The sequence below is a fragment of the Mycobacterium sp. D16Q13 genome, from assembly GCF_002013375.1.
GTDB lineage: Bacteria > Actinomycetota > Actinomycetes > Mycobacteriales > Mycobacteriaceae > Mycobacterium.
On sequence record NZ_MAEW01000012.1, the window covers coordinates 1 to 24,424 of the forward strand.

The window sequence follows — 24,424 nt, forward strand, 5'->3', positions numbered from 1 at the left end:
TGTCGCGGGCCGCAACGTGCAGGATGTAGTCGTCGGCACCCGCCAGGAAGTACACGTCGATGACCTGAGGCAGCTCACGGATGTCCCGGATAAACGTGCGAATCTTCCCTCGTGCGTTGGCCTGCAGACTGACCGAAATCATCGCTTGCAACGGCCGGCCGATGGCGGCCGGATCGACGTCGGTGAAGAATCCACGGATCACCCCGGTTTCCTGGAGACGCCGGACCCGCCCATGACAGGTGGACGCCGCGATCCCCACCGCGTCAGCGAGTGCGCTGTTGGGTATTCGTGCGTCATCGTGCAGTTCCATCAGAATGCGGCGGTCCACGTCATCGAGTTCCGTGCGCCGAACATCATTCGGCGTGGGTGGCATGTCGAACCGGGATTCCGGTGATTTTGCGGCCATTTTTGCAATGTACCGAATCTTCCACATAAATATTGCGCCTTTATCGACGCTTCTTCACACTTGAACATGAGACTTAGTTCTGAACAGGAGAAGATTGATGCGCGTAGGGATCCCGACCGAGATCAAGAACAACGAGTACCGCGTGGCCACCACCCCGGCTGGTGTGGCCGAGCTGACCCGCCGCGGCCACGAGGTGATCATTCAGTCCGGTGCGGGCGAAGGCTCCTCGATATCCGATGTGGACTTCAAAGCCGCTGGCGCACAGGTCATCAACGGCGCCCAACAGATCTGGGCCGAGGCCGATCTCCTGCTCAAGGTCAAGGAACCGATCGAGCCCGAGTACGCGCTGATGCGTCGCGGCCAGACGCTCTTCACCTATCTGCACCTGGCCGCATCGCTGCCCTGCACGGAAGCACTACTGACGTCGGAAACCACCGCGATCGCCTACGAGACCGTGCAGACCGCCGACGGCGCACTCCCCCTGCTGGCCCCGATGAGCGAAGTGGCCGGGCGGCTCGCCGCACAGGTAGGCGCCTACCACCTGATGGCTCCGGTGGGCGGCCGCGGCCTGGTGATGGGCGGCGTCCCGGGTGTCGGACCCGCCGACGTGGTCGTCATCGGCGGAGGTGTCGCCGGATACAACGCAGCACGGATCGCCGCCGGAATGGGTGCGCACGTCACGGTTTTCGACGTCAACCTCAACAAGTTGCGTGAACTGGACGCCGAATTCGGGGGCACCATCCGCACCCGGTACTCGTCCACGCTGGAACTGGAGGGTGCCGTCAAGCGGGCCGACCTGGTGATCGGCGCCGTGCTCATCCCGGGCGCCAAGGCGCCCACACTCGTATCGAATTCACTAGTGGCCCAGATGAAACCGGGCTCGGTACTGGTGGACATCGCGATCGATCAGGGCGGCTGCTTCGCCGACTCGCGCCCCACCACCCACGACGAGCCGACCTACTCGGTGCACGACAGCGTGTTCTACTGCGTGGCCAACATGCCCGGCGCCGTGCCCCGGACATCCACCTTCGCCTTGACCAACGCCACCATGCCGTACGTGCTGGCGCTGGCCGACAAGGGCTGGCGGCAGGCCTGCCGTGACGACGCCGCACTGGCCAAGGGACTCTCGACACATGAGGGTGCGCTGCTGAATGCGCATGTCGCCGAGGACCTCGCGCTGCCCTTCACCGATCCCGCGGGGCTGCTGGCCTAGAGAACATGTTACGAGGTGCCCGCCTCTGAGCGACACGTCGGTCCGGGGACTGTCGCTCGAAGGCGGGCACTACCTACACCGCGGTCTCGGCGGTGAGGTCGTTGGTCCACGTCGGCGTCTTGATCTTCTTGCGATACGGCACTTTGTCGTTGAACTTGTTCACCGCGCGTCCCACCTTGTGCAGCGGATGATCGAAGTCAGTGAAGTAGGTGCTGTTGACGATCGGGTACCTCAGCACCCGGAAGATCGGCAACCGGCTGGCATTGCTGCTCTTACGGCCGCCTGATTCCGCATAGCGATCGAACGCACGCTGAATCAGAATCGTGTCGATACCCATGTTCCGCATGGCATCACCCACCCGAGTCAGGAAGCCCGCGAACCGGATGACGTGAGGATTCGCCAACCCCACGGCACGAACAATCGTCACCGGCTTGAGCAGCGGCGCCACATCCTCCACCAGCATCCTGGAGAACTTGCGAGTACCCAGCATGTCCATGACCGCGAAACCGATTGCCAAGTGCCGTGATTCGTCCGAGTTGATCTTGGCGAACACCTCGTGGAACAGCGGATCCTCAACCTCGCCGGACAGGAACTTCAGCACCGCGCCATCGAGCCCCACCTCGAAGAACGGGATGACGGTGGCCATGTAGACGAACGGGAGACGCCGGTCACCGAGATTGTCGAACCCGCGCAACGCCTGCAGCAGGGCCTTGATGTCCCCAGACTGCGGCGGAACTTCGCCCTCCTCCAGCATGCCCCACCGGCGCATCAGTGCGATCTCGGCATTGGCGTGCCGCTGTTCCTCGGCGTGGAAATAGCTGTAGATCTCCCGCAGTGTGTCGTTCGGGGCTGTGATCCCCAGCGTGCCCATCATCCGGCCGCCGATGTGCTCAATCCACACCAGATCCGACATGAACTGCTTGAGATCGTCAAACTGGTCAGGGTTGATGGTCTCGGCCCCGGGCTTGCCCCAGTCGAAGTCCGCCAGTGTCCACTGCCTGGCTTTGATCTTGACGAGGACATTCTCAAAGAACTCGTCGTTCTTCGAGATGTCCTTGGTGTTCTCTCTGGTCAGCTCGTCTGGCAGTACGGCGGTCATTGGGCTACCCCTAACTTCGCGGAATTGACGGAATCAAGTTCCTGCTGGGTGAGGATCTTGTAGTCGGCGGCATCGACATCGGCCAACGCACGCCGGAATTCACTTGTCGTACCTGGGAAGAGCTCGCTGGCGACAGTTTCAGGCTTGTACCAGCGGAACGCGCCATCACGCCACGTTGTTCGATCGAATCGTCGAACGGCACGCGCCTGCTCACGTTCGAGCGCCTCTCGGCGTACCTCGATGGAGACGAACGCCAACGAATCAACCAATGCCAAAGACGCTGTCACATAGTCGATTTGCGCCTCAATATGCGAAAGGCCCGCCAATGCGTTGGACCCGGAACCGGGTCCGGCGAGCAAGAACAAATTGGGGAATCCCGGCACGTTCACACCGCGGAAGGCCTTCGGCCGCGAACCCCACTGTTCGTCCAGCGTGGAGCCGTCCGCCCCCTTGATGGCGAAGGGTGCTTCGACAAGCACCTCCGGGTCGTCGAGCGCGAAGACCAGACAGTCGGCCTTGTGGGTCATGGCATCCGCGGACCGCACCCCGACGGTGCTCAACCCGGTTACAGGCCACGGCACCAGCTTGCAATTGTCTTGCTGCAGTGCCGGATAGAAGTCATCGGAGAACAGGATCCGGCGGCTGCCCGCGCGATAGGCCGGTAGCAGGTTACGGCGCAGCCAGGGGTCCTTCACATTCCTGTTGAGGTGGTTCTCGGCCACTGCTTCGACAAACCGGGTGCCCACTCCGCGCCACACCAGAGCGCGGCGTAGTGCCTCATGCGGGCGGCCCGCTACCCGTCCCGCGATGGATCCCGATGCCAACGAGAGCAGGCGCCCAACCATGCTCGACGATTCACCGCCCCAGCGTGGCAGCACCCAGTCGGGAGTGCGCTGAAACACCCGCACACGCGCCGCCTTCTTGACCAGTTCGGGCACCACATGCACGGTGCTCGCTCCGGCCGCGATCACCGCGACATTGCGGCCGGTGAAATCGAAGTTCGGGTCCCAGTCCGCGGTGCTCAGCACGGCTCCATCGAAATGCTCGATGCCCTCGAGTTCCGGCGCCACCGGCGATGTTCCGGCGCCAACCGCCAGGATGACTCGTCGCGCGACGATCGACTTCTTACCCGCGACCGTGATGCGCCAGGTGGCCTTCGCGGGTTCGAAGGCAAGTGCCGTCACGCGATGCCGCAGCCGCAGCACCGGCTCGAGATCATGCCGCGCGATCAGATCGTGGTGATACGACAGAACGCCGTCACGCGTAGCCCACACCGAACGAGTGGACGTGTTGGGCGAAAACGCAAACGACTGCTGGACGGCCAGCTCGTCACCGACGACGGGAGCGAATGTACTGCGCCGCCAATAACCACCAACCTCAGGCGCTTGTTCGAGAATCAGCAGGCTTTCCACCCGGGCCTGGCGCAATCTGGCGGCCATACCCAGCCCCGCCATGCCGGCTCCGATGACCACAACGTCAACGGGGTTATTGACTGCCATGTGTGCGGATACCACCCTCATCTTCTTCGTTGACGAATCACTCAGTTACGTCAACGCTAGCAGGCCGGGGGTGCGATACGACAAGAGACGAGTCAGTCACACCAGCGACAAATAAGTGATCTGCATCACAGCCGGGTGGACCGCGTCCGCATTACTGGGGCTTGAGCTGCTCTTCGAGTACACGCTGGTAGCGGCGCATACCGGCGATCCACCGGCCGTAATCGGCACCCTTCTGCCGGTACATATCGAGCACCTGCGGGTGCGGCAGCACCAGGAACGTTCCCTCACGAACTGCGTCGAGCGTCATCGCCGCGACGGCTCCCGGCTCCAGCACCTCCCCGGCGGCGGTGATCGATGTTCCTGCCACGCGCACATCCGGGTCGTCGGAATCGGTGAGACCGTCGAGCAAGGCGGTCTTCACCCCCATCGGACACAGGCAACTCACCCCGATCCCCTTGTCGCCATAGCTAATCGACAGCCACTCGGCAAAGCCGACGGCCGCGTGTTTGGTCACCGAGTAGGCCGGTGAGCCGAGTTGGGTAAGTAGCCCGGCCGCAGACGCGACCGACACAAAATATCCGCGTCCGCGTTCCAGCCATCCCGGCACCAGCGCGGTGGCGGCCCTGACGTGCGCGCGCAGGTTTACGTCGATGGCGAGATCCCACGCGGCTTCCCCGATATCAAGCCCGAGACCACCGGCGATACCGGCGTTGGCGATGTAGACATCGACAGGGCCGAACTCCTTCTCCGCCAAGGCAATGAGATCTTCGATATCGGCGAGCGAACTGGCATCGGCCCGCTGCCCGAGAATGGCCGATGGGTCTGATGCCGCCGCGGCGGTACGCAGGGCGGCATCTCCGTCGATATCGGAGGCGACGACCTTGGCGCCCGCATCCGCCAGACCCCAGGCGAGAGCCTGTCCGATTCCCGAACCGGCTCCGGTGACAATGGCGACGCTGCCGTTGATATCCATGCCCGAACCCTATTGGACGGTCGCGAAAATCCCGATTGCGGCGGCCGCGACGACAAAAAGGACCGCAAGAATCCGCGCCGTCCGGCGGGGATACCGGGTGAATCGCTCCCACGTGACCGCGATAGTCAACGGCACCATCCAGATCAGGTGCGCCGAGGGCGCAACGGCCATCGTCAGCATCATGGCCCAGCAGGACCGGATACACGCCCACCCGCTGACGACACCGAAGCGTATGAGGCCTTTGGCCGCCGGCCATCCGTCCGGCGGCAGCGGGACCGACTGGTGACAGTCACCCAGGGCCCGACATTTCCAGGGGGTGAGCTGCCAGATTGCTGCCAGGAGGAGCACACCCGCGAACATCCACCATCGGTTGGCGGTGGCGGCCATGGGCAGCGCGAGAGTGATGAGGAGGCCAACCACCGTCCACAGCGCGAGCCACACCGCCGCGTAGAGCGCCAGCGCGCGCCCACGGCCCTGCGGGCCGTTCTGCTGGACGTACTGAACCGCGGGCAAAGTGGCCGGTCCCATCATCGCGATGGTCATGACAATCCAGGAGACGATCGCGACCCACAGCACCGGCTGATGCACCACCGGCGCGGCCATCGGCGCCATGTTCGCATGATCCATGCCCGGCATATGCCCGGCGGCAGGAGCTTGCGTATGGCTGGCCGCATGTTGCGGGAGGAACGCGAAGCCCAACCACGACAACAGAATTATCGCGGTCGCGATCCCCGTGTATCTGCCAGCCGCCAGTTCCTTGACGCGCTGGATCGCGTTGGCGACCATCAGCTAGAGAGTATCTTGCCGACGCTCACCTAGCTTGCGGATTCAATCATCGTGCGCAGTGAGCGCGGCAACGTCCGCTTGGAACGGTATGGACCCACCACTGCCGCTCCGGCGGGACTGCTGAGTAACTGACGCGCGATGCCATTGACTTCGTCGGTCGTGACGGTGGCGATCTTGTCCAGGGTCGCAGAAATCGTGCGGTGCTTACCGTTGTTCAGCTCGCTGCGTCCCATTCTGTTCATGCGGGATGCCGAATCCTCAAGCCCCAGAACAAGTCCACCGGCCAAGGCACCCTTAGCCCGATCGATCTCCACTGCGGTAAATCCGTCCTCGACCACCGATGCCAGTACCTGTGATGTCACCTTGGCCACCTCGTCGAACCGCTCCGGCGAGCAACCCGCGTACACCGACAACGCACCAGTGTCGGAGAAGGTATCCACCGTCGAGTAGACCGCGTAGACCAGCCCGCGCTGCTCGCGAATCTCTTGGAACAAGCGGGAACTGAGTCCACCGCCCAAGGCGGTGTTGAGCACCGACAGCGCCCAGCGATATTGCCAGCCGCGGCCCGGGGTGCGCACACCCAGCGAGAGATGCACCTGTTCACCGTCGCGCGACACCAATTCCAGTCCCGGCGTGGCCGTAACTCGGCCGGTCCCCTTGCGCGGCGCCACCGTGGTGACCGATGAGTCCAGATGCGACTTGAAGTACTTGCGCGCCAACCGCACTACGCGATCGTGCTCGACGTTCCCGGCCACTGCCAGCACCATGCGTTCGGGCCGATACCTCCGTACGTGAAACGAATGTAACTGTGCCCGCGTCATCGTCGATATCGACTCCGAGCTGCCGAGCACGCTGCGACCTATCGGATGGTCACCGAACAGGGCCCCGAGGAAGGCTTCCCCCAGCAGGTCCTCAGGGTCGTCGTCGCGCATCGCGATTTCTTCGAGCACGACGTCGCGCTCGACCTCGACGTCCTCACTGGCGCATCGCCCGCGCAACACCACGTCGGCGACCAGATCGATCGCCAGCTCCAGATCGGAGTCCAGCACATGCGCGTAGTAACACGTCTGTTCGCGTGCGGTGAATGCGTTCAGCTCACCGCCGACGGCATCAATCGACTGTGCGATATCGGCCGCCGACCGTGTGGGCGTGGACTTGAACAGCAGGTGCTCGAGGAAGTGCGCCGCACCGGCGACGCTGCGCCCCTCATCGCGGGACCCGACGTCGACCCACACCCCGACGGACGCCGAGCGCACCGAGGGCATCGCCTCGGTGACCACTCGGAGACCACCAGGAAGGACCGTGCGGCGTACCGCGTTGGGAACGCTACTCCGCGACGGCATCTGCCGGCTTGGCCTCGGCCGCACCGTTACTGCTGGCAGAAGCGTCAGCGGCGTCATCGTCACCGACCGGAACCAGCGAGATCTTGCCGCGGTTGTCGATATCGGCGATCTCGACCTGAATCTTGTCGCCGACCTTGACCACGTCCTCAACCTTGGCGATCCGCTTGCCCTTACCGAGCTTGCTGATGTGCACCAGTCCGTCGCGGCCCGGAAGCAGCGATACGAAGGCACCGAAATCGGTTGTCTTGACCACGGTTCCGAGGAAACGCTCACCAATCTTGGGCAGCTGCGGGTTGGCGATCGCGTTGATCATGTCGATCGCGGCCTGCGCCGCCTCGCCGTTGGAGGCGCCCACGAACACGGTGCCATCATCCTCAATGGAGATGCTCGCACCAGTCTGCTCGGTGATCGAGTTGATCATCTTGCCCTTGGGCCCGATCACCTCACCGATCTTGTCGACCGGCACCTTGATCGTCGTGATGCGCGGCGCGAAGGGGCTCATCTCGTCGGGGGCGTCGATGGCCTCGGCCATCACCTCGAGAATGGTGGCACGGGCATCCTTGGCCTGCGACAGCGCGGCCGCCAGCACCTGCGACGGGATGCCGTCGAGCTTGGTGTCCAGCTGCAGAGCCGTGACGAAGTCCTTGGTACCGGCGACCTTGAAGTCCATGTCGCCGAAGGCATCTTCGGCACCCAGGATGTCGGTGAGCGCGACGAAACGGCGCTCGGTGGTGCCATCGGCGAGCTCGATGTCGTCGGACACCAGGCCCATGGCGATACCGGCAACGGGGGCCTTCAGCGGCACACCGGCATTCAGCAGCGACAGGGTCGAGGCGCAGACCGAACCCATCGAGGTGGATCCGTTGGAGCTCAGCGCCTCCGAGACCTGGCGGATGGCGTACGGGAACTCCTCGACGCTCGGCAGCACCGGCATGAGCGCACGCTCAGCGAGCGCGCCATGCCCGATCTCGCGACGCTTCGGCGAGCCGACGCGTCCGGTCTCACCGGTGGAGAACGGCGGGAAGTTGTAGTGATGCATGTAGCGCTTCGAGGTTTCCGGCCCCAGCGAGTCGATCTGCTGAGCCATCTTGACCATGTCCAGGGTGGTGACGCCCATGATCTGGGTCTCGCCACGCTCGAACAGCGCGCTGCCGTGCGCCCGCGGGATCACGGCGACCTCGGCCGACAAGGCGCGAATATCGGTGACACCGCGGCCGTCGATGCGGAACTGGTCCTTCAAGATGCGCTGGCGTACGAGCTTCTTGGTGAGCGAGCGGAATGCCGCGCCGATCTCCTTCTCGCGGCCGTCGAAGCCCTCCTGCAGACGGCCGAGAACCTCGACCTTGACCTCGTCGGTCTTCTCGTCGCGCTCGGCCTTGCCCGCGATGGACAGGGCCTGCGACAGCGGCTCGGTGGCCACCGCCGCGACGGCGGCGAAAGCGTCGTCCTGGTAGTCGGGGAACAAGGGGTACTCACCGACGGGCTTGGCGGCCTTCTCGGCCAGCTCCTGCTGCGCGGTGCACAGCGCGGCGATGAACGGCTTGGCGGCCTCAAGGCCCTCGGCGACCACGCTCTCGGTGGGCGCGCCGGCGCCACCGTCGATGAGCGCGATGACGTTATCGGTGGCCTCCGCTTCGACCATCATGATGGCGACATCGTCGGCCGTCTTGCGACCGGCGACCACCATGTCGAAGACGGCGGTCTCCAGCTGCTCGACAGTCGGGAACGCGACCCACTGGCCCTCGATCAGGGCCACGCGGACACCGCCGACGGGGCCGGTGAACGGCAGTCCGGCGATCTGGGTGGACGCGGATGCGGCGTTGATCGCCAGTACGTCGTACAGGTCGGCGGGGTTCAGGCTCAGCACCGTCACCACGACCTGAATTTCGTTGCGCAGCCCGCTGACGAAGGTCGGGCGCAGCGGCCGGTCGATGAGACGACAGGTCAGGATGGCGTCGGTGGAGGGACGTCCCTCGCGGCGGAAGAACGAGCCGGGGATGCGACCCGCGGCGTACATCCGCTCCTCGACGTCAATGGTCAGCGGGAAGAAGTCGAAATGGTCCTTGGGGCTCTTGCTAGCGGTGGTGGCCGACAGCAGCATGGTCTCGTCATCCAGGTACGCGACGACGGAGCCGGCGGCCTGCTGGGCCAGCCGCCCGGTCTCGAAGCGAATGGTGCGGGTGCCGAAGGTGCCGTTGTCGATGGTCGCGGTGGACTCGAAGACGCCTTCTTCAATTTCTGTAGCAGACATGGGTTCTGGAATACCTCTCATACGTTCTCAGTTGGCAGCACGTGGCTGTATTGGGCATATGTGCCATCACGCGGTCAGCGCGCGGACGTACCAGCGCGAAGTGGACCCGGAAGGTGATCGGCCACGGCCGTTCGATCGAAGCGGCCGGGGATCGATGATCCGCTTGTGCGAAGAGCACAAACTCCGAACCCGGCAGCCACTACCGAAGACCGCCCGTTACCCGGCGGGACCAGCATGACAACGCACACACCCTATCACCTGCGGCGTTTGCGGCCACGCACCCTGATCAGGGCAGTTCCTCCACACACACGGTGAAGTTGCGATCGACATAGGGGTAGCCAAGTCCGGTGATGCACTCATCGGCCGTCGAGACATCCCGAAGAACTTGGGTGACGCGTTTCTTGTTCTGAGCGTTGCCGTCATTGCAGTCAACCCGCACGGGGTCGCCGTCCCACTTGTCGGGGACGCTCATGCAGCTGCCGACAACCCAGTCGATGTCCAGACACAGGGCCTGGCTTTTGCGGCCGAAACCGCGCTTGGCGTAGTACGACGAGTCCGCATCACGCGGACAGTCCGCATCCGTCTCGGTCTTGGCGAAGACCTTGAAATTGGACTTGGGACTGCCACACGGCTCCTTGACCATCTTGGCGTGCTGATCGGAACCGCTGAGGTTGACGCAGTCGCCGACGGCCAGGCCATCGGTAGCGGCCGATATCGACGAACACGCCGACAGCAAGGCCGCACCGACAGCGACAAGGGCGATGGATATCGCACCTGAGGTTCCAGAGCGACCCAGTCGAGGAGAAGCCAAAGTCAGCGGCGCAGGCCCAGGCGCTCGATCAGCGAGCGGTAGCGCGCGACGTCGACCTTGGCGATGTACTTGAGCAGGCGGCGGCGACGGCCGACCAGCAGCAGCAGACCACGACGGCTGTGGTGGTCGTGCTTGTGAGTCTTGAGGTGCTCGGTCAGATCGACGATGCGCTTGGTCAGCATCGCGACCTGGGCCTCGGGAGAACCGGTGTCGGTCTCGTGTAGCCCATACTGGGTGAGAATTTCTTTCTTCTGCTCGGTAGTCAATGCCACGGCAAGCTTCTCCATCACTGGGGTTCGCGTCGAATGTTTCTGGTGGGCCACCGCGAACTGCAGCTCACACCGGTGTTGAAGTGTACCGGCGGGTTAGCCTCGCGCCAAAATCGTGCGGGCCTTCTGGGCATCGCGACCCATTTCGTCCACGAGCTCATCCACCGAAGCGAACTTCTCCATGCTGCGCACCCGTGCCACGAAATCGACGGCCACATGCTGGCCGTACAGGTCTGCCGCGGTGTCCATGATGAACGCCTCGACGGTGCGGGCCTTGCCGGAGAACGTCGGGTTGCTGCCCACCGAGACCGCCGCCTGGTACCGCTCACCGGGGACCACAGTGCCCATGGTGGGACCATGCCCCAACAGCGTGAACCACGCCGCGTACACGCCGTCGGCGGGAATGGCGGCGAACATCGGCGGCGCCACGTTGGCGGTAGGGAACCCCAGTTCCCGGCCCCGCCCGTCGCCACGGACCACGACGCCTTCCACTCGGTGGGGGCGGCCGAGGGCTTCGGTGGCCGCCACCATGTCGCCGGCGTCGACACAGGACCGGATGTAGGTCGAGGAGAACGTGACCGCGTGTTCGGTCACGAGCGACACGGCGTCGACCTTGAAACCGAATCGCTCGCCTGCCTTCTTGAGCATGTGGACGTTACCGGCGGCCTTCTTCCCGAAGGTGAAGTTCTCCCCGACCACCACCTCAGCCACGTGCAGACGCTCGACCAGCAGCTCATGCACGTATCGCTCGGGCGAGAGCTTCATGAATTCGGGGGTAAAGGGCACCACCAGGAAAACGTCGACACCCAGTTCCTCTGCCAGCTCAGCACGCCGGGTCAGGGTCGTGAGCTGGGCCGGATGAGTCCCGGGAAACACGACTTCCATCGGGTGCGGATCGAACGTCATCAGGACGCTCTTGAGGTTGAGTTCGCGTGCGGCCTTCACCGCGCGCCCGATGAGTTCCGCGTGGCCGCGGTGTACACCGTCGAACACGCCGATGGTCAGGACGCACCGACCCCAGTCGGACGGAATTTCGTCTTGCCCGCGCCAGCGTTGCACGGCCTAAAGCCTACTTCGGAAGATGCGGGAAGGCCGACTTGGCTTTCCGTCGTCGCTGCCTGGTTAGGCTGAGCACCGTGAGCCCCACTCGATCCGATCGGCCCGCCGGATCCACCGATATCGACCTGACGACGGTGGCCCAGGACTACCTCAAGGTGATCTGGACCGCCCAGGAGTGGTCCCGCGAGAAGGTGAGCACCAAGATGCTCGCCGAACGCATGGGCGTGTCGGCGAGCACCGCATCCGAATCGATCCGCAAGCTGGCCGACCAAGGTCTGGTGGATCACGAGAAGTACGGCGCCGTGACCCTGACGGGCCAGGGCCGCAAGGCGGCCGTACTCATGGTGCGCCGGCACCGGCTGCTGGAGACATATCTGGTCAACGAGCTCGGCTACGGCTGGGACGAGGTGCACGACGAGGCCGAGGTGCTCGAGCACGCGGTCTCCGATCTGCTGCTGGCCAAGATCGACGCCAAGCTCGGTCACCCCACGCGCGATCCCCATGGCGATCCGATTCCCGGCCCTGACGGGCAGGTGCCCACTCCCCCGGCCCGCCAGCTGTCGGACTGCGCCAACGGCGATACCGGCGTGGTGGCCCGGATCTCCGACTCAGATCCGGAGATGCTGCGCTACTTCGACACCGTCGGCGTGGCACTGGATGCCCGCGTGACGGTCGACGAGCGGCGGGACTTCGCCGGAACCATCTCGGTGTCGATTGATAGCGACAGATCAGACGGCGGCGAGAAGAAGCTAGAGCTGGGAAATCCTGCAGCGCAATCAATTTGGGTCGTACTCGACTGAAATGACCGACCACGCGGCGTGTGAGTGCCTACTGTGCGTCGACTACGGCGATCGCCATGACTACAACGACAGCGATCGTGACATCATCGGCAGTGTCACCGAATACGGTTGGAGTGCACTGGGAATCGGACCCACATCGTCGGAGGAAAGCCCGCCGTTCGCCTACACCGTCGGGCTGTGGCACACCATGCGGCTACCCGAGCTGGCGATCTACGGAGTCAACGACATCACGATGATGCAGCGCGCTCTCAACGCGGTTGCCAAACAGGCTCAGGAAGGGCGGGTTCTGCAGGTCGGAGAGACATTCGAGGATGTCCTCGCCCTACCCGAGGTGGATGACTACCAGGTGAAGCTCTCCCCCATCGATCCGAGTTGGTACCACAACGAATTCGGGTTCGGACTGTGGTTCAACCGGACCAACCACGTGCGGTACCTGCAGGTCCTCTGGCCCGATGGCGAGGGCCGATTCCCGGGGAATCCCGAGTTTGATCCGCATTTCGCCGATCGGCAGCCGCTGATGTGGATGCCCAGGGAGTTGCACCCGCCGAGCCGGTGGATCCGTCCGATCGACTGACCGCTACAGATTCGCCGGGCGCAGGACCACGACCGACGTGGTCCGAGAGCCTTTGTCCGCCAATAACGCAATGACCCGATTGCCGGAATCCACCGCGGCGTAGGTGCCCTCGATACCGGCAGCCGACAACGGGCGCCCATTGCGCACCGAGTCGACCTCCGCCGCATCCAGATCGCGCCGGGGGAACCCCTCCCGGCACGCGGTGTCCAGATCCAGGGTCAACGTCGCGTCCTCGGCCAGCTCCTCGAGCGTGCGCGCACGCTCCAATGTGAAATCGCCAACCCTGGTGCGGCGCAATGCCGTCAGATGCCCACCCACGCCCAGCGAGGCACCCGCATCGCGGGCCAGTGCCCGGATGTACGTGCCCGAGGAGCAATCAACTTCCACGTCCACATCGACATACCCATCCGCCGGCCGGCGCACCGCCAGCACGTCGAACCTCGAGATGGTCACCGGCCGGGCTGCCAGCTCAACCGACTGCCCCTCCCGCGCCAGCTTGTAAGCACGCTGTCCGTTGACCTTGATCGCGCTCACCGAGGACGGCACCTGTTCGATATCCCCACGCAGCGGGGCCACGGCCGCCTCAATATCTTCATCGGTCACCCGGGACGCCGAAACCGTGTGTAACACCTCGCCTTCGGCGTCATCGGTGCTGGTGCTCTGCCCAAGACGGATAGTGGCCGCATACGACTTGGTCGTCAGCGTCAGCAGTCCCATGATCTTGGTAGCACGTTCGATACCGATCACCAGCACCCCCGTGGCCATCGGATCGAGAGTCCCCGCATGCCCCACCTTGCGGGTGGAAAACAGCCTCCGGCACCGAGATACCACGTCATGGCTCGTCATCCCGGCGGGCTTGTCCACAATCACGAGGCCCGCGCGACCCAAGGGATCGGTCACGGCACCACGATCGCGGTCAAGATCAGGCCCTTGTCAATGATCCAGCGCCCGTCGAACACCGACAATACGCTGCCGTCATTGGCCTTGCCATCTATCAAGATTCGCGAGGTGAACGTCCCATCGGGGTCGAGGGTGATGTGAGCGTCCTCAAAGCCAAGCCAGCGAGTTGTCAGCGGGAACCACGCCTTGTACGTCGTTTCCTTGGCGCAGAACAGCAATCGGTCCCAGTGCGTACCACCGGGCAATGCCGCCAGCTCATCGCGCTCGACCGGCAGGGTAATCGACTTGAGCACACCGTTGGGCAGCACGTCGTGCGGTTCGGCGTCGATCCCGACCGAACGCACCTCCCCAACACGTCCCACCACCGCGCCACGGAATCCCTCCGTGTGCGTCATGCTTCCCACCACCCCGTTGGGCCACAGCGGCTGCCCCTTGTCTCCCTTGAGGATCGGGACTTCGGGAACGCCGAGCACAGACAGGGCCTGCCGCGCACAGTGCCGGACGGTGATGAACTCATTGCGCCGTTTGGCCACCGATTTGGCGATCAGTGGCTCCTCCTCGGGCAGCGGCGCCAACCCGGGCGGATCCTCATACAGTTCGGCCGAGGACAGCACATCGGGAACCACCGAGGCGATCAACTGGTCACTCACTGGCACGCTCCTTGGCAAGCCGTTCACGGAATCGCTTGGCCGCCACCCTCATCTGCTCGGTGATCTCGAAATGACCTCCGAACTCGTTGAGATAGCCGGCCGGATAGTGCGGGACGGGAAGGATCTGCCGAAGCCATGAATACGGTTTGCGCTGCGCCCATTCCCGCGGATAGCCAACCGAGACCTCCTCGAAGCGCACTTCGTCATACCAGGTGGTCCGCGGAATGTGCAGGTGGCCATACACCGAGCACACCGCGTTGTAGCGGGTGTGCCAGTCCGCGGTTTCGGTGGTCCCGCACCAGAGCGAGAATTCGGGATAGAACAACGCATCGCAAGGTTCCCGCACCAGCGGGAAATGGTTCACCAGGACCGTCGGCGTCATCCAGTCCAGATCGTCCAGCCGCTTCTTCGTATACCGCAACCGATCCCGGCACCAGGCATCACGTGTCGCGAAAGGTTCACTGGAAAGCAGGAACTCATCGGTTGCCACGACGTTGCGGTCGCGGGCGATCTTCAGACCCTCCGCCTTGGTGTTGGCCCCCTCCGGCAGAAATGTGTAGTCGTACAACACGAACATCGGCACGATGGTCGCGGGACCACCTTGTTCTATCCACACCGGATACGGATGCTCGGGCGTGACGATGCCCATCTCGTCGCACATGTTGACCAGATAGTCGTAGCGGGACTGCCCGAAAATCTGCATGGGATCGCGCGCCGTCGTCCATAACTCATGATTCCCCGGCACCCAGATCACCTTGGCGAACCTGCGCCGCAACAGATCCAGCGCCGCCCGGATGTCATCAGTGCGCTCGGCGACGTCACCGGCGACGATCAACCAATCCTCGGGCGAGGCCGGATGAAGTTCTTCGAGAACGGACTTGTTGGCCGACTGCCCAACATGCAGGTCGCTGATCGCCCAGAGCCTGGGCTCCCGTTCCTGCGTCATCCGGCCAATGTACCTACAGGTTTATCTTGCAACTCTGTCCCACGTCGAGAACCCGGAGCGCACGCCCGCTTCCCACCCAGAACGCGCAGGACAGTGCCAGGTCGGTCAACAGCCCATCGTCGAAATGCTCGCGCGCCCGCTCCCAGAATTCGTCGTCCTCACGCAGCCCGACGTGATCCGTCGCGAAACGGTGCGCGAACTCGGCGGCGGTTCGTTCGGCCTCGCTGTACCGCGGCGAGGTACGCCACTGCTCGGCGTCCGCATAGAAGTCGCCGTCCAGCTCCCCGCTCTGAACGAAGCGGGTGTTCTGGCAGACGGAGCATTCATTCGCGAAGGCCACGGTCATACGTGCGAGCTCGCGCACCCCGATCGGAAGCCTGCTGCGGTTGTATACCGCGTCCGAAAATCCGGCAAACCCGGGCGCCATCTCGGGTGCACCCATCAGCCAGCCGGCCACATCGTCGTCCGCGTAGTTCCCAATTCGTGCCATGGCGTCACGATACTCCGGGACTAGAACGTGTTCTAGTGTTTTCGGTGTTCCGTATGAGACAGCGAGGCACGCGGCTAGACTTCGGCGCACCGCGGCTGATCAGATTGAGGTGGATTCGCATGGCCCGAAGGGCTGGACTGGCCATAGTGCTGATGGCGCTGACACTGAGCGGTCTTGTTGTCTGGCGCACCGCCCCGGCCGATCACTCGACCAGCGCACCGGTTCAGCTGCGTTTCTCCACAGCGCCCATGACCGGACCCGCGGGCACCGGAGCCACCACCACGATCAAGTGGCCGGTCGTCCCCGTCACAGATCCTCGCCCTTTCGATCCCTGCTACGACATTCCCGGTTCGGTCATCGCCGCTGCGGGCCTCGACCAGACCCCACCCGCACCTGAAGAGGGCCTGCGCTGCCGGTACGACTCCCGCAACAACTACCAGTTGGCCGTCGAGGCGATCGTGTGGCGCACCTATGAAGACTCGCTGCCGGCCGACGGCGTGGAGACGACCATCCAGGGTCACCGTGCGGCCGAGTACAACATCATGAAACCGACGGACTGGAACAACCAGTGGTGGGTGTCCTGCATGATCACCTTCAAGACGAGTTACGGCGTGGTCCAGCAGTCGCTGTACTACGCATCCCAGAAGTACTCCCCCGATGGCCCCGGCTGTCTCGTGGAAAACCGCCGGGTCGCAAACATTCTCGCGCCCGCCTACAAGTTCTGAGACCGTGCCGGTCTAGCCACGTGCCGCGATGCGAGCCTGCACCTCGGGACGCCGCAGCGGAGGCACCGTCCTGGGTGGCTGCCGACGTGCCGGCAACGACGCCAACAGACGCATTGTCGTGGCCGTCACCTCCGCCACCGCGTGCTCAAACGCTTCCCGGTTGGCATCGGAGGTCTTCTGAATCCCGCTGATCTTGCGGATGTACTGCCGCGCCGCCGCCTCGATCTCCTGGTCGGTCGCGGCGGGTTCCAGCCCGCGTAGTTCGGTGATGTTCCTGCACATACCTACGACAGTAGGAAGACAATCCGGAAGACGCCATGCCCCACCCACTGGTTAGTTTGCGTGCGCGTGTATACGTAAGTCATGCCAGTGACGTCATCGCAGCCGTCTAGCGCGGGATCCAGCACTCGTTCATCGCAACGCGACCGGGTCGCCGCCGCCGCGCAGGAGGTTCTCGCCACACACCCCCCTTCCTCCACCCCGGTCACCGAGCTGCTCGGCGCCGTCTACGACGCGGGCCTGGCCTGGGTCCACTTCCCAGTCGGCTTGGGCGGCCTCAACGCACCACCCGCGCTGCAGGCTGTCTCCGACACCATCCTGCGCGCAGCCGGCATGCCGGATCCGTTGTTTATCAACGTGATCGGGTACGGCATGGCGGCTCCCACAGTGCTCGCACACGGACAGCCCGAACTGACCCAGCGGATTCTGCGTCCGCTGTTCACGGGTGAGGAACTCTGGTGCCAGCTGTTCAGTGAGCCCGGCGCCGGATCCGATCTCGCGGGCCTAGCCACCCGAGCGGTGCGTGACGGCGACGACTGGATCATCAACGGCCAGAAGGTGTGGACCTCGGGTGCCCATCAGGCGCGCTGGGCGCTTCTGGTGGCGCGCAGCAATCCCGAGGTGCCCAAGCACCGCGGCCTGACCTACTTCGTGGTCGATATGACCGATCCCGGCGTCGAAGTCCGTCCGCTGCGTCAGATGACCGGTGACGCCGAATTCAACGAGGTGTACCTCACCGATGTCCGCATCCCGGACGCATACCGCCTGGGCAATGAGGGCGACGGCTGGCGAGTCTCGATGACCACGTTGATGAACGAACGCAGTGCGCTGGGTGGGGCGTTCGACCATGGTCGTGGCGGCGGATCGATTGGCCATGCGCTGAGTCTCTGGAAGCAGCGACCCGACCTGCATACCCCCGAGCTGCGGGCCAAGCTGACGAACCTGTTCGTGCGCTCGGAGGGAAACCGCTACGGCACCCAGATGCGGATCGCCGCCCAGGGCGATGCACCGATGGGGCCGGAGGGCTCGATCGGCAAGCTGATGGGCGCCGAGCTCAACCAGCAGATCTACGACTTCTGCGTCGAACTGCTAGGCATTGAGGCAACTCTGTACGCCTCCTACGACATGCGGCGCGTCGTCGAGGATGACCGCCGTGCCGACACCATGTGGGCGTTCCTGCGGTCCAAAGCCAACACCATCGAGGGCGGCACCTCCGACGTGATGCGCAACATCATCGGAGAACGCGTTCTCGGACTACCCGGCGATATCCGGGTAGATACCGACAAAGCTTGGAAGGACGTGCCCCGCGGATGAGTGAATTCGAGTTCACCGAGGAGCACGGCGACCTGCGCTCGCTCATGCGGAGTTGGTGCCAACGTGTCTGGACACCCGAGCACGTGCGCCAAATCGCCGATGCGGGCGCCGTCGACCTGGATGCCTGGCGCGCTCTGGGCGCCGAGCTTGGTGTGGTGGGGCTGAGCCTGCCCGAAGAACACGGCGGGGGCGGCCTGGGCGTTATCGAATTATCCATCGTGGCAGAGGAACTGGGACGCACGCTGGCGTGTCTACCGTGGATATCGAGCGCGGCGCTGGGCGCTACCGCGCTGGCAGCCAGCGGCGACAGTGACGCCCTTGCCGAATGGGTACCCGCGCTGGCCTCCGGCGACAAGACGATCACGCTGGCCGGTGGCCGCACCCGGTTGGCCGACGCCATCACCGTGTCCGCGGAATCCGATGCCGACGGATGGAAGCTCACCGGAGACGCCGAGCACGTTCCGGACGGCGCCACCGCCGACGCGATCCTGGTGCTCGCTGATACCGACTCGGGTCCAACCCTTTTCGCGGTGGACGGGAACGCAACCGGCGTCGACCGGCACGCTCTGGCCACCCTCGACCTAACCCGACGCCAGGCCAACATCCACTTTGACTCCACTCCCGCGCGCCTAATCGGCGAGCAGGGCCAGGGCGCGGACGCCGTGACCAAGGCACTCGACGTAGCCGCCACCGTGCTCGCGGCCGAACAAGCCGGTATCGCCGCCCACATGCTGGATGTCACAACCGAATACGCCAAGTCCCGAATTCAGTTCGGGCGGATCATCGGGTCGTTCCAAGCCGTCAAACACCGCCTCGCCGATATGGCCGCCGCGGCCGGGAACGTGCGTGGCGCCGCCTATCACGCGGCCTGGTCGCATGACGACCCGAGCCTTGATGATCCCGCGCTGGCCACCAGCATCGCCCAGCAGGTGGCATCCGCGGGCGCGGTAGAGGTAACCTCCAAGGCCATCCAGAGCCATGGCGGCATCGGATTCACCTGGGAACACCCGGCCCACCTGTACTACAAACGGGCCGTTAGTAATTCGGCACTCTTCGGAGGCCGTGCCGTCCACGCCGAACGTATCGCCAAGGAGGTTATCGACGCATGACCGAACAGATTCTCTTGACGCAGACCGAAGACCGGATCTGCACCATCACGCTGAACCGGCCACAGGCCCGTAATGCGCTGAGCAAGGCCCTCGGCGAGGAGATCGTCAAGGCCGTCACCGCGGCCGACGCCGACGCCGATGTTGACGTGATGATCCTGACCGCCGCCGACCCGGTGTTCTGCGCGGGTGTCGACCTCAAGGAGCTGGGCAGCGGTGATCGTGCCGACACCCTGGACCCGTGGTGGCCCGAGCTGTCCAAGCCCGTCATCGGTGCCATCAACGGAGCCGCCGTCACCGGCGGTCTGGAGCTGGCGCTGGCCTGTGACATCTTGATCGCCTCGGAGAAGGCACGTTTCGCCGATACCCACGCACGTGTTGGCATCCTGCCCACCTGGGGGCTGACCACCCTGCTGCCGCTCTCGGTGGGACGCGGGCTGGCACGGCGCATGAGCCTCACCGGCGACTACCTGTCGGCCGAAGATGCGTTACGCGCAGGTCTGGTCACCGAGGTGGTTGCCCATGAGGAACTGCTGCCGGCGGCCAAGCGGCTCGCCGCGACAATCGCCGGAAACAACCAGCCCGCCGTGCGCGAGCTTCTGGCCTCCTACCGCCGCATCGAGTCCGAGCTTGTCGGCAACGGTCTGCAGGTGGCCCTCGATGATGCGCATCGGTGGATCGAGCAGAACTCCATCGCCGAGGGCGTGGAGGAGCGTCGCGCGGCCATCATGGCGCGCGGTCGCAGCCAAAACTCCTAACGGTCGAAGCGATACAGCGCAATCCGGCGGTCCGGCCGAATATCGAACTCCCCCATCGCCGTCCAGCCGAGGCGGCCGAGCACCCGGAGGATCGGCGGGTTGTCGGCCGACGGTTCGGCCATCATCCGGCGGCATGCGGGATCAGCGGCGAACACCGCGGACGGCAGCAGCCTGATCCACTCGGAGATGACGCCGCGCCCCAGGTGTTCGGTGGATGCGGTCGCAATGTGAAAACCCGTGTCGTGGGGATGGGCGTCGTAGATCCGGGTGATCTCGTCGCGCGCGGCGCGGTACATCTCCACGTAGGCCGCCTCGGCACCGTCCACCGAGAGAATGCACGGCAGTGAATAGTGGCCGGCCAACCGGTACGAGGAGTCCTCTCGCCACTTCTCGGCCGACCACGGCTGATCCCAGGTTTCCAGCAGATGTGGCCGGGAGAACCATTCACTGAGCAGCTCAGGATCCGAACCCTCGGGATCCACCGGGCGCAGCCCATAACGCGTGCCCGCGAAGGAAGGCAACGGCGGCGGCCCGGCCTCGACGACCTCGGCCGCTACATCCGTGAGCTCACGAACGATGCGAAAACCGGCGGGGGTGTTCATCAGCCCGGCGGCTCCGTTCGATCGATACTGCACGTGGTCAGCCCACATTCTACGAACGTCACCGAGATGGCCGGCAACCGCTACATCAGATGCGGCGTCTCCTTATGGACTTTGTGGTCGTGATGCACCGTGCCGCCTACCACCGCAAATCCCAGCCCCGCGGTAACCAGTAGCGCGATGGCCGCCACCATTCCCCAGCCGTGATGTCCGGAGGCCAACGCCGCCAGTCCCAACGCGGTGATCGTGACCGACACCAGTCCAAGGAAGTAGCCGGTCCACACGGCAAATCGATCAAGGTTCATTTCGAAACACCTCCTCATCCAGCGTTTCCCAGAATACTCCGCAAGTGACCTGGATCACATAGCCGGGCGCTGGCAAACTCTCGATATCATGGGGAGAGCTAGACGATCAGGGGGAGAAAGATGTCGTACCCACAGCACTATCCTGCCGCCGCGCCCAGGTACTTTCAGGTACGGCTGACCAAGCACACCGGGATGCTGATCATGTTCAGCACCCGGTCGTACACGATCACCGGGACACTCGAGCAATGCGAGGCTGCCTACCGTGACGCGCAGACCCACAATCTGGCCGCCGGGTGGTGGAGCTTCCTGTCCATCCTCGTCATGAACTGGGTTGCGATCTTCGGAAATATGGGGCAGATCAGACAGATTCGGCGTCTGGCAGCGCAGCCCCCGACATACCAGGGCTACCCGCCGGCGGGATACCCACCGCCTCCTGCCGGATACCCACCGCCGCAGTATCCGCAGTACCCTCCGGTGCACTGATCACGAGCCGGTTCCCGGCACGGCCCAGCGGCCCGACGCCGTGCGCCATCCGACCAACAGCAGCCGCAACACCAGGAAAAGGGTGAGCCCGAACCAGACTCCGGCGAGCCCCCACCCAAAGGCCAGCGCCAACCACACCAGCGGCAAGAACCCGCACAGCGCGCTGATCATGGTGGCGTTGCGCATGAACCGCGCGTCGGCCGCACCCAGCAGCACCCCGTCCAGCGCGAACACAAGACCCGAAATCGGCAACTGGCACACCAGGAACCACCACGGCACGTGCATCTGACGCAACACCGTGGCATCGGAAGTGAACAAACCTGGCAATACCGGAGCACCGAAGGCAAGAAGGGACGCCAGTACTACCGCGAAGCCCAGCGAGAACGCCGTCACTCTCCACGCCACTGACTTGGCCTCCCGTACCCGGCCCGCCCCCAACGCGGCACCGACGAGGGTCTGCGCCGCGATGGCAAGTGAATCAAGAACCAGCGCAAGAAAACTCCACATCTGCAGGACCACCTGATGCGCTGCCAGCGCCGCCGCCCCAAACCGTGCCGCCACCGCCGCGGCACTGATGAAGCAGGCCTGGAAGGCCAGACTGCGTATCAGCAGGTCGCGCGCCAGCACCAGCTGTGCGCGGAGCACCGGAGGGTCCATCCGGAGCCGAACACGCTCGGCGTGCAGGGCGTGCAGGAAAAGGATCGCGGCCAGCCACTGCCCCACCAGATTGGCAACCGCAGACCCCGCCACACCCATCCGGGGCGCCCCGAGTAATCCGTAGATCAGCACCGGGCACAGTACTGCCGAAACCGCAAAGCCGACAATCACATACCGCAACGGCCTGACCGTGTTTTGCACTCCCCGCATCCACCCGTTGCCGGCGAGCGAGACCAGGATTGCGGGCGCCGCGAAGATGGCGATACGCACCCACGTCAGGCCCTGAGCGGCCACATCGGGTGCCGCGGCGATGGCCCGGACCACCGGTCCAGCCACCATGTTCACGATGAGGACCACGGCAGTGCCGATAAGGAGCGCCAACCAGGTCGCCTGCACACCCTCGTGGACCGCGCCCGGACGATCACCGGAGCCGAACAGTCGTGCCGCACGGGCGGTGGTGCCGTACGACAAGAAGGTCAACTGCGTTCCGACGAGCGAAAGCACCAGTCCGCCGACGGCCAATCCCGCCAACGGCACCGCGCCCAGACGACCCACCATGGCGATATCGAAAAGCAAGTACAGCGGTTCGGCTGCCAACACACCCAATGCGGGCACCGCCAAAGCAGTGATTCGGCGGGCCAGTCCAGACATTCCGGCCGTGCCGGTGGCGTCAGTCAAGGGCGCGAACCAGCGCCGCCACCACCTCGTCGACCGGGCCGGTCGCCGAGAACCCGGCGGCCAGCCGATGTCCACCGCCACCAAAGGTGCCCGCTACCGCGGACAGGTCCACCGCGGAACGGGCACGCATCGATATCGACCAATGCTCCGGCTCGATCTCCTTGAACACCACCGCGACCTCCGCCTCGGTGGTGGTGCGGACGATGTCGACGATCGACTCGACTTCCTCGGTGCGCGCGCAGGACCACACATCATGGGTGACAACGGCATACACCAAACCGGCGCCCCCGACCGCGTCGGGAATCAGCTGCGCGGTGCCCAGCACGCGCGACAAAATCGGCAGCCAGACGAACGGGTGTGAATCCATGAAAGTACGGGTGATGTTCACCCCATCGGCCCCCAAGTCCAGCAGCCGAGCTGCCAGCCGGTGACCCTGCGCGGTGGCCCAGCGGAAAGACCCACTGTCGGTGACCAAACCGGCGTACAGACAGTGCGCCATCTCGGGGGTGATGCTCACCCCCCAGGCGTCGAGCAACCGAGCCACCATCATCGTCGTCGAATCAGCTTCGATATCAACGTAATTCGCCGTACCAAAGAGCTCATTGGACACATGGTGATCAATGACCAGCACCGGTGCCTGGCCCTCAACCAGCTCGCCCAGTTGACCAAGCCGCCGCACGCTCGGGCTGTCGACCGTGACCACCAGATCCGGATCTCTGCGCAGTTCGTGGGGCGCGACCAACAGCTCCGCACCCGGCAGGGTTCCCACCGACTCCGGAGGCGCCGCCGGCGCCCCGAAACTCACCTGGACGTCAACGCCCTTGGCCACCAACACTTGTCCGAGTGCCAGCCCGCTGCCCACCGTGTCGGCGTCGGGATGCACGTGGCAGATGATCACCACCCTCCTGGCCTTGGCCAGGAGAGCCACGGCGCCCTCTACGTCTACGCGTGCCCCCACGGCACCCGCCTCAATCGGGACGGCGCTCATCGTCCTCGTCGGGTGCGGGCTCCTCATCCTCAGCCGGGGACGCCTTATAGGGGTCGGCGTCGCCGGCGTGCACGGCTCCCTGCCGGACCTCGGCGAGCGCGGCATCGGCCGCGCGCGTCCGGTCGAGCAGTTCCTCCATATGCCGCGCGGTGTCGGCGATGGTATCGAGCACGAAGGTCAGGGTGGGCGTGAACCTCACCCCTGTCCCGGCACCCACCTTCGTTCGGAGCACACCCTTTGCCTTTTCTAGCGCGGCCGCCGCGCCGGGGTAATCCGGCTCGTCGGACAGAGTCTGCCCCATCACGGTGTAGTACACGGTCGCATCGTGCAGATCGTTGGTCACCCGAGTATCGGTGACCGTGACCATCGTCAGCCTCGGGTCTTTGATCTCGTACTCGATCGCCGAGGCGACGATGGCCCCGATCCGCTTCGCCAGTCGCCGCGCGCGAGCCGGATCGGCCAC

The 24,424-nt window shown here is 64.6% G+C and carries 29 protein-coding genes; 9 read left to right on the plus strand and 20 right to left on the minus strand.

Translation table 11 applies throughout. The features are described 5' to 3' along the window. On the minus strand, positions 1-406 hold a 406-nt coding region (gene aldR / locus B4400_RS14595; RefSeq protein ID WP_078356027.1), incomplete at its 3' end, for an HTH-type transcriptional regulator AldR. Between the two features lie 97 nt (positions 407-503). Between aldR and ald the strand changes: the two genes are divergently transcribed. Continuing rightward, positions 504-1,619, plus strand: a complete 1,116-nt coding sequence (gene ald / locus B4400_RS14600) for an alanine dehydrogenase (protein ID WP_078311018.1) — start codon at positions 504-506, stop codon at positions 1,617-1,619. 73 nt (positions 1,620-1,692) lie between these two features. Here ald and B4400_RS14605 read toward each other — a convergent pair whose 3' ends face one another. From B4400_RS14605 to B4400_RS14630, 6 genes are all read right to left on the minus strand, one after another. Further along, complete coding sequence (locus B4400_RS14605; protein ID WP_078311019.1) at positions 1,693-2,718, minus strand: hypothetical protein; 1,026 nt, start codon at positions 2,716-2,718, stop codon at positions 1,693-1,695. Further along, a complete protein-coding gene (locus tag B4400_RS14610; protein WP_078311020.1) occupies positions 2,715-4,232 on the minus strand; it encodes a flavin-containing monooxygenase in 1,518 nt (505 codons plus the stop codon). The genes B4400_RS14605 and B4400_RS14610 overlap by 4 nt, the downstream gene beginning before the upstream one ends. A 136-nt stretch (positions 4,233-4,368) precedes the next feature. Continuing rightward, complete coding sequence (locus B4400_RS14615; protein ID WP_078311021.1) at positions 4,369-5,190, minus strand: SDR family oxidoreductase; 822 nt, start codon at positions 5,188-5,190, stop codon at positions 4,369-4,371. A 9-nt stretch (positions 5,191-5,199) separates the two neighbouring features. Beyond that, a complete protein-coding gene (locus B4400_RS14620) occupies positions 5,200-5,976 on the minus strand; it encodes a DUF2182 domain-containing protein (RefSeq protein WP_078311022.1) in 777 nt (258 codons plus the stop codon). Between the two features lie 29 nt (positions 5,977-6,005). After that, complete coding sequence (locus tag B4400_RS14625) at positions 6,006-7,319, minus strand: M16 family metallopeptidase (protein ID WP_212566653.1); 1,314 nt, start codon at positions 7,317-7,319, stop codon at positions 6,006-6,008. Further along, complete coding sequence (locus B4400_RS14630; protein WP_070952686.1) at positions 7,303-9,570, minus strand: polyribonucleotide nucleotidyltransferase; 2,268 nt, start codon at positions 9,568-9,570, stop codon at positions 7,303-7,305. Before B4400_RS14630 ends, B4400_RS14625 begins: the two co-directional genes overlap by 17 nt. A gap of 58 nt (positions 9,571-9,628) precedes the next feature. Here B4400_RS14630 and B4400_RS25050 point away from each other — a divergent pair, with 58 nt between their 5' ends. Further along, positions 9,629-9,808, plus strand: a complete 180-nt coding sequence (locus B4400_RS25050) for a hypothetical protein (RefSeq protein WP_078311024.1) — start codon at positions 9,629-9,631, stop codon at positions 9,806-9,808. Between the two features lie 48 nt (positions 9,809-9,856). On the opposite strand, the gene lppU is transcribed toward B4400_RS25050, so the two are convergent. The 3 genes from lppU to B4400_RS14650 form a co-directional block, all read right to left on the minus strand. Beyond that, positions 9,857-10,366, minus strand: coding sequence for an LppU family putative lipoprotein (lppU, locus tag B4400_RS14640; RefSeq protein ID WP_078311149.1), 510 nt, complete (start codon positions 10,364-10,366; stop codon positions 9,857-9,859). A 17-nt stretch (positions 10,367-10,383) separates the two neighbouring features. Beyond that, positions 10,384-10,653: a 30S ribosomal protein S15 gene (gene rpsO, locus B4400_RS14645; RefSeq protein WP_030093922.1), complete on the minus strand. Its 270-nt coding sequence runs from the start codon at positions 10,651-10,653 to the stop codon at positions 10,384-10,386. Positions 10,654-10,746: 93 nt separating this feature from the next. Beyond that, positions 10,747-11,709, minus strand: coding sequence for a bifunctional riboflavin kinase/FAD synthetase (locus B4400_RS14650; RefSeq protein WP_078311025.1), 963 nt, complete (start codon positions 11,707-11,709; stop codon positions 10,747-10,749). 77 nt (positions 11,710-11,786) lie between these two features. Between B4400_RS14650 and mntR the strand changes: the two genes are divergently transcribed. Further along, positions 11,787-12,509, plus strand: a complete 723-nt coding sequence (gene mntR / locus B4400_RS14655; protein WP_078311026.1) for a manganese-binding transcriptional regulator MntR — start codon at positions 11,787-11,789, stop codon at positions 12,507-12,509. A gap of 1 nt (position 12,510) precedes the next feature. Further along, complete coding sequence (locus B4400_RS14660; protein WP_070952683.1) at positions 12,511-13,083, plus strand: DUF4262 domain-containing protein; 573 nt, start codon at positions 12,511-12,513, stop codon at positions 13,081-13,083. 3 nt (positions 13,084-13,086) lie between these two features. Here B4400_RS14660 and truB read toward each other — a convergent pair whose 3' ends face one another. The 4 genes from truB to B4400_RS14680 are packed head-to-tail and all read right to left on the minus strand — an operon-like array spanning position 13,087 to position 16,069. After that, entirely contained in the window at positions 13,087-13,983 is an 897-nt protein-coding gene (gene truB, locus B4400_RS14665) for a tRNA pseudouridine(55) synthase TruB (protein ID WP_078311027.1), read from the minus strand. Beyond that, positions 13,980-14,621 carry a 4'-phosphopantetheinyl transferase PptT gene (gene pptT, locus B4400_RS14670; protein WP_170915018.1) on the minus strand — a complete coding sequence of 214 codons (642 nt, stop codon included), beginning with the start codon at positions 14,619-14,621 and terminating at the stop codon, positions 13,980-13,982. The genes truB and pptT overlap by 4 nt, the downstream gene beginning before the upstream one ends. Before the next feature lie 4 nt (positions 14,622-14,625). Next, positions 14,626-15,579 carry an ACP phosphodiesterase PptH gene (gene pptH, locus B4400_RS14675; protein WP_078311029.1) on the minus strand — a complete coding sequence of 318 codons (954 nt, stop codon included), beginning with the start codon at positions 15,577-15,579 and terminating at the stop codon, positions 14,626-14,628. A gap of 13 nt (positions 15,580-15,592) precedes the next feature. Beyond that, positions 15,593-16,069: a carboxymuconolactone decarboxylase family protein gene (locus B4400_RS14680; RefSeq protein ID WP_078311030.1), complete on the minus strand. Its 477-nt coding sequence runs from the start codon at positions 16,067-16,069 to the stop codon at positions 15,593-15,595. Between the two features lie 152 nt (positions 16,070-16,221). On the opposite strand from B4400_RS14680, the gene B4400_RS14685 reads away from it, so the two are divergent. Beyond that, positions 16,222-16,794 (plus strand): DUF3558 domain-containing protein, encoded by a 573-nt coding sequence (locus tag B4400_RS14685; RefSeq protein ID WP_502688406.1) that lies wholly within the window; start codon positions 16,222-16,224, stop codon positions 16,792-16,794. A 12-nt stretch (positions 16,795-16,806) separates the two neighbouring features. Here B4400_RS14685 and B4400_RS14690 read toward each other — a convergent pair whose 3' ends face one another. Next, positions 16,807-17,076, minus strand: coding sequence for a DUF2277 domain-containing protein (locus B4400_RS14690; RefSeq protein WP_078311032.1), 270 nt, complete (start codon positions 17,074-17,076; stop codon positions 16,807-16,809). Positions 17,077-17,157: 81 nt separating this feature from the next. On the opposite strand from B4400_RS14690, the gene B4400_RS14695 reads away from it, so the two are divergent. Genes B4400_RS14695 through B4400_RS14705 form a run of 3 tightly spaced genes read left to right on the plus strand, consistent with a single transcriptional unit; the run spans position 17,158 to position 20,251 of the window. After that, positions 17,158-18,387 carry an acyl-CoA dehydrogenase family protein gene (locus tag B4400_RS14695; protein ID WP_078311033.1) on the plus strand — a complete coding sequence of 410 codons (1,230 nt, stop codon included), beginning with the start codon at positions 17,158-17,160 and terminating at the stop codon, positions 18,385-18,387. Beyond that, a complete protein-coding gene (locus B4400_RS14700) occupies positions 18,384-19,496 on the plus strand; it encodes an acyl-CoA dehydrogenase family protein (RefSeq protein WP_078311034.1) in 1,113 nt (370 codons plus the stop codon). Before B4400_RS14695 ends, B4400_RS14700 begins: the two co-directional genes overlap by 4 nt. Next, positions 19,493-20,251 (plus strand): enoyl-CoA hydratase, encoded by a 759-nt coding sequence (locus B4400_RS14705; RefSeq protein WP_078311035.1) that lies wholly within the window; start codon positions 19,493-19,495, stop codon positions 20,249-20,251. Before B4400_RS14700 ends, B4400_RS14705 begins: the two co-directional genes overlap by 4 nt. On the opposite strand, the gene B4400_RS14710 is transcribed toward B4400_RS14705, so the two are convergent. Beyond that, a complete protein-coding gene (locus tag B4400_RS14710) occupies positions 20,248-20,853 on the minus strand; it encodes a GNAT family N-acetyltransferase (protein WP_078311150.1) in 606 nt (201 codons plus the stop codon). The two genes, B4400_RS14705 and B4400_RS14710, sit on opposite strands and share 4 nt — an antisense overlap. Positions 20,854-20,933: 80 nt before the next feature. Beyond that, complete coding sequence (locus B4400_RS14715) at positions 20,934-21,155, minus strand: membrane protein (protein WP_030093939.1); 222 nt, start codon at positions 21,153-21,155, stop codon at positions 20,934-20,936. 120 nt (positions 21,156-21,275) lie between these two features. On the opposite strand from B4400_RS14715, the gene B4400_RS14720 reads away from it, so the two are divergent. Continuing rightward, on the plus strand, positions 21,276-21,638 hold the full coding sequence (locus B4400_RS14720) for a hypothetical protein (protein ID WP_078311036.1): 363 nt from the start codon (positions 21,276-21,278) through the stop codon (positions 21,636-21,638). Here B4400_RS14720 and B4400_RS14725 read toward each other — a convergent pair whose 3' ends face one another. Genes B4400_RS14725 through rbfA form a run of 3 tightly spaced genes read right to left on the minus strand, consistent with a single transcriptional unit; the run spans position 21,639 to position 24,424 of the window. Next, a complete protein-coding gene (locus B4400_RS14725; protein WP_078311151.1) occupies positions 21,639-22,946 on the minus strand; it encodes an MATE family efflux transporter in 1,308 nt (435 codons plus the stop codon). A 19-nt stretch (positions 22,947-22,965) separates the two neighbouring features. Beyond that, on the minus strand, positions 22,966-23,961 hold the full coding sequence (locus B4400_RS14730; RefSeq protein WP_078311037.1) for a DHH family phosphoesterase: 996 nt from the start codon (positions 23,959-23,961) through the stop codon (positions 22,966-22,968). Then, positions 23,942-24,424 carry a 30S ribosome-binding factor RbfA gene (rbfA, locus tag B4400_RS14735; protein WP_078311038.1) on the minus strand — a complete coding sequence of 161 codons (483 nt, stop codon included), beginning with the start codon at positions 24,422-24,424 and terminating at the stop codon, positions 23,942-23,944. The genes B4400_RS14730 and rbfA overlap by 20 nt, the downstream gene beginning before the upstream one ends.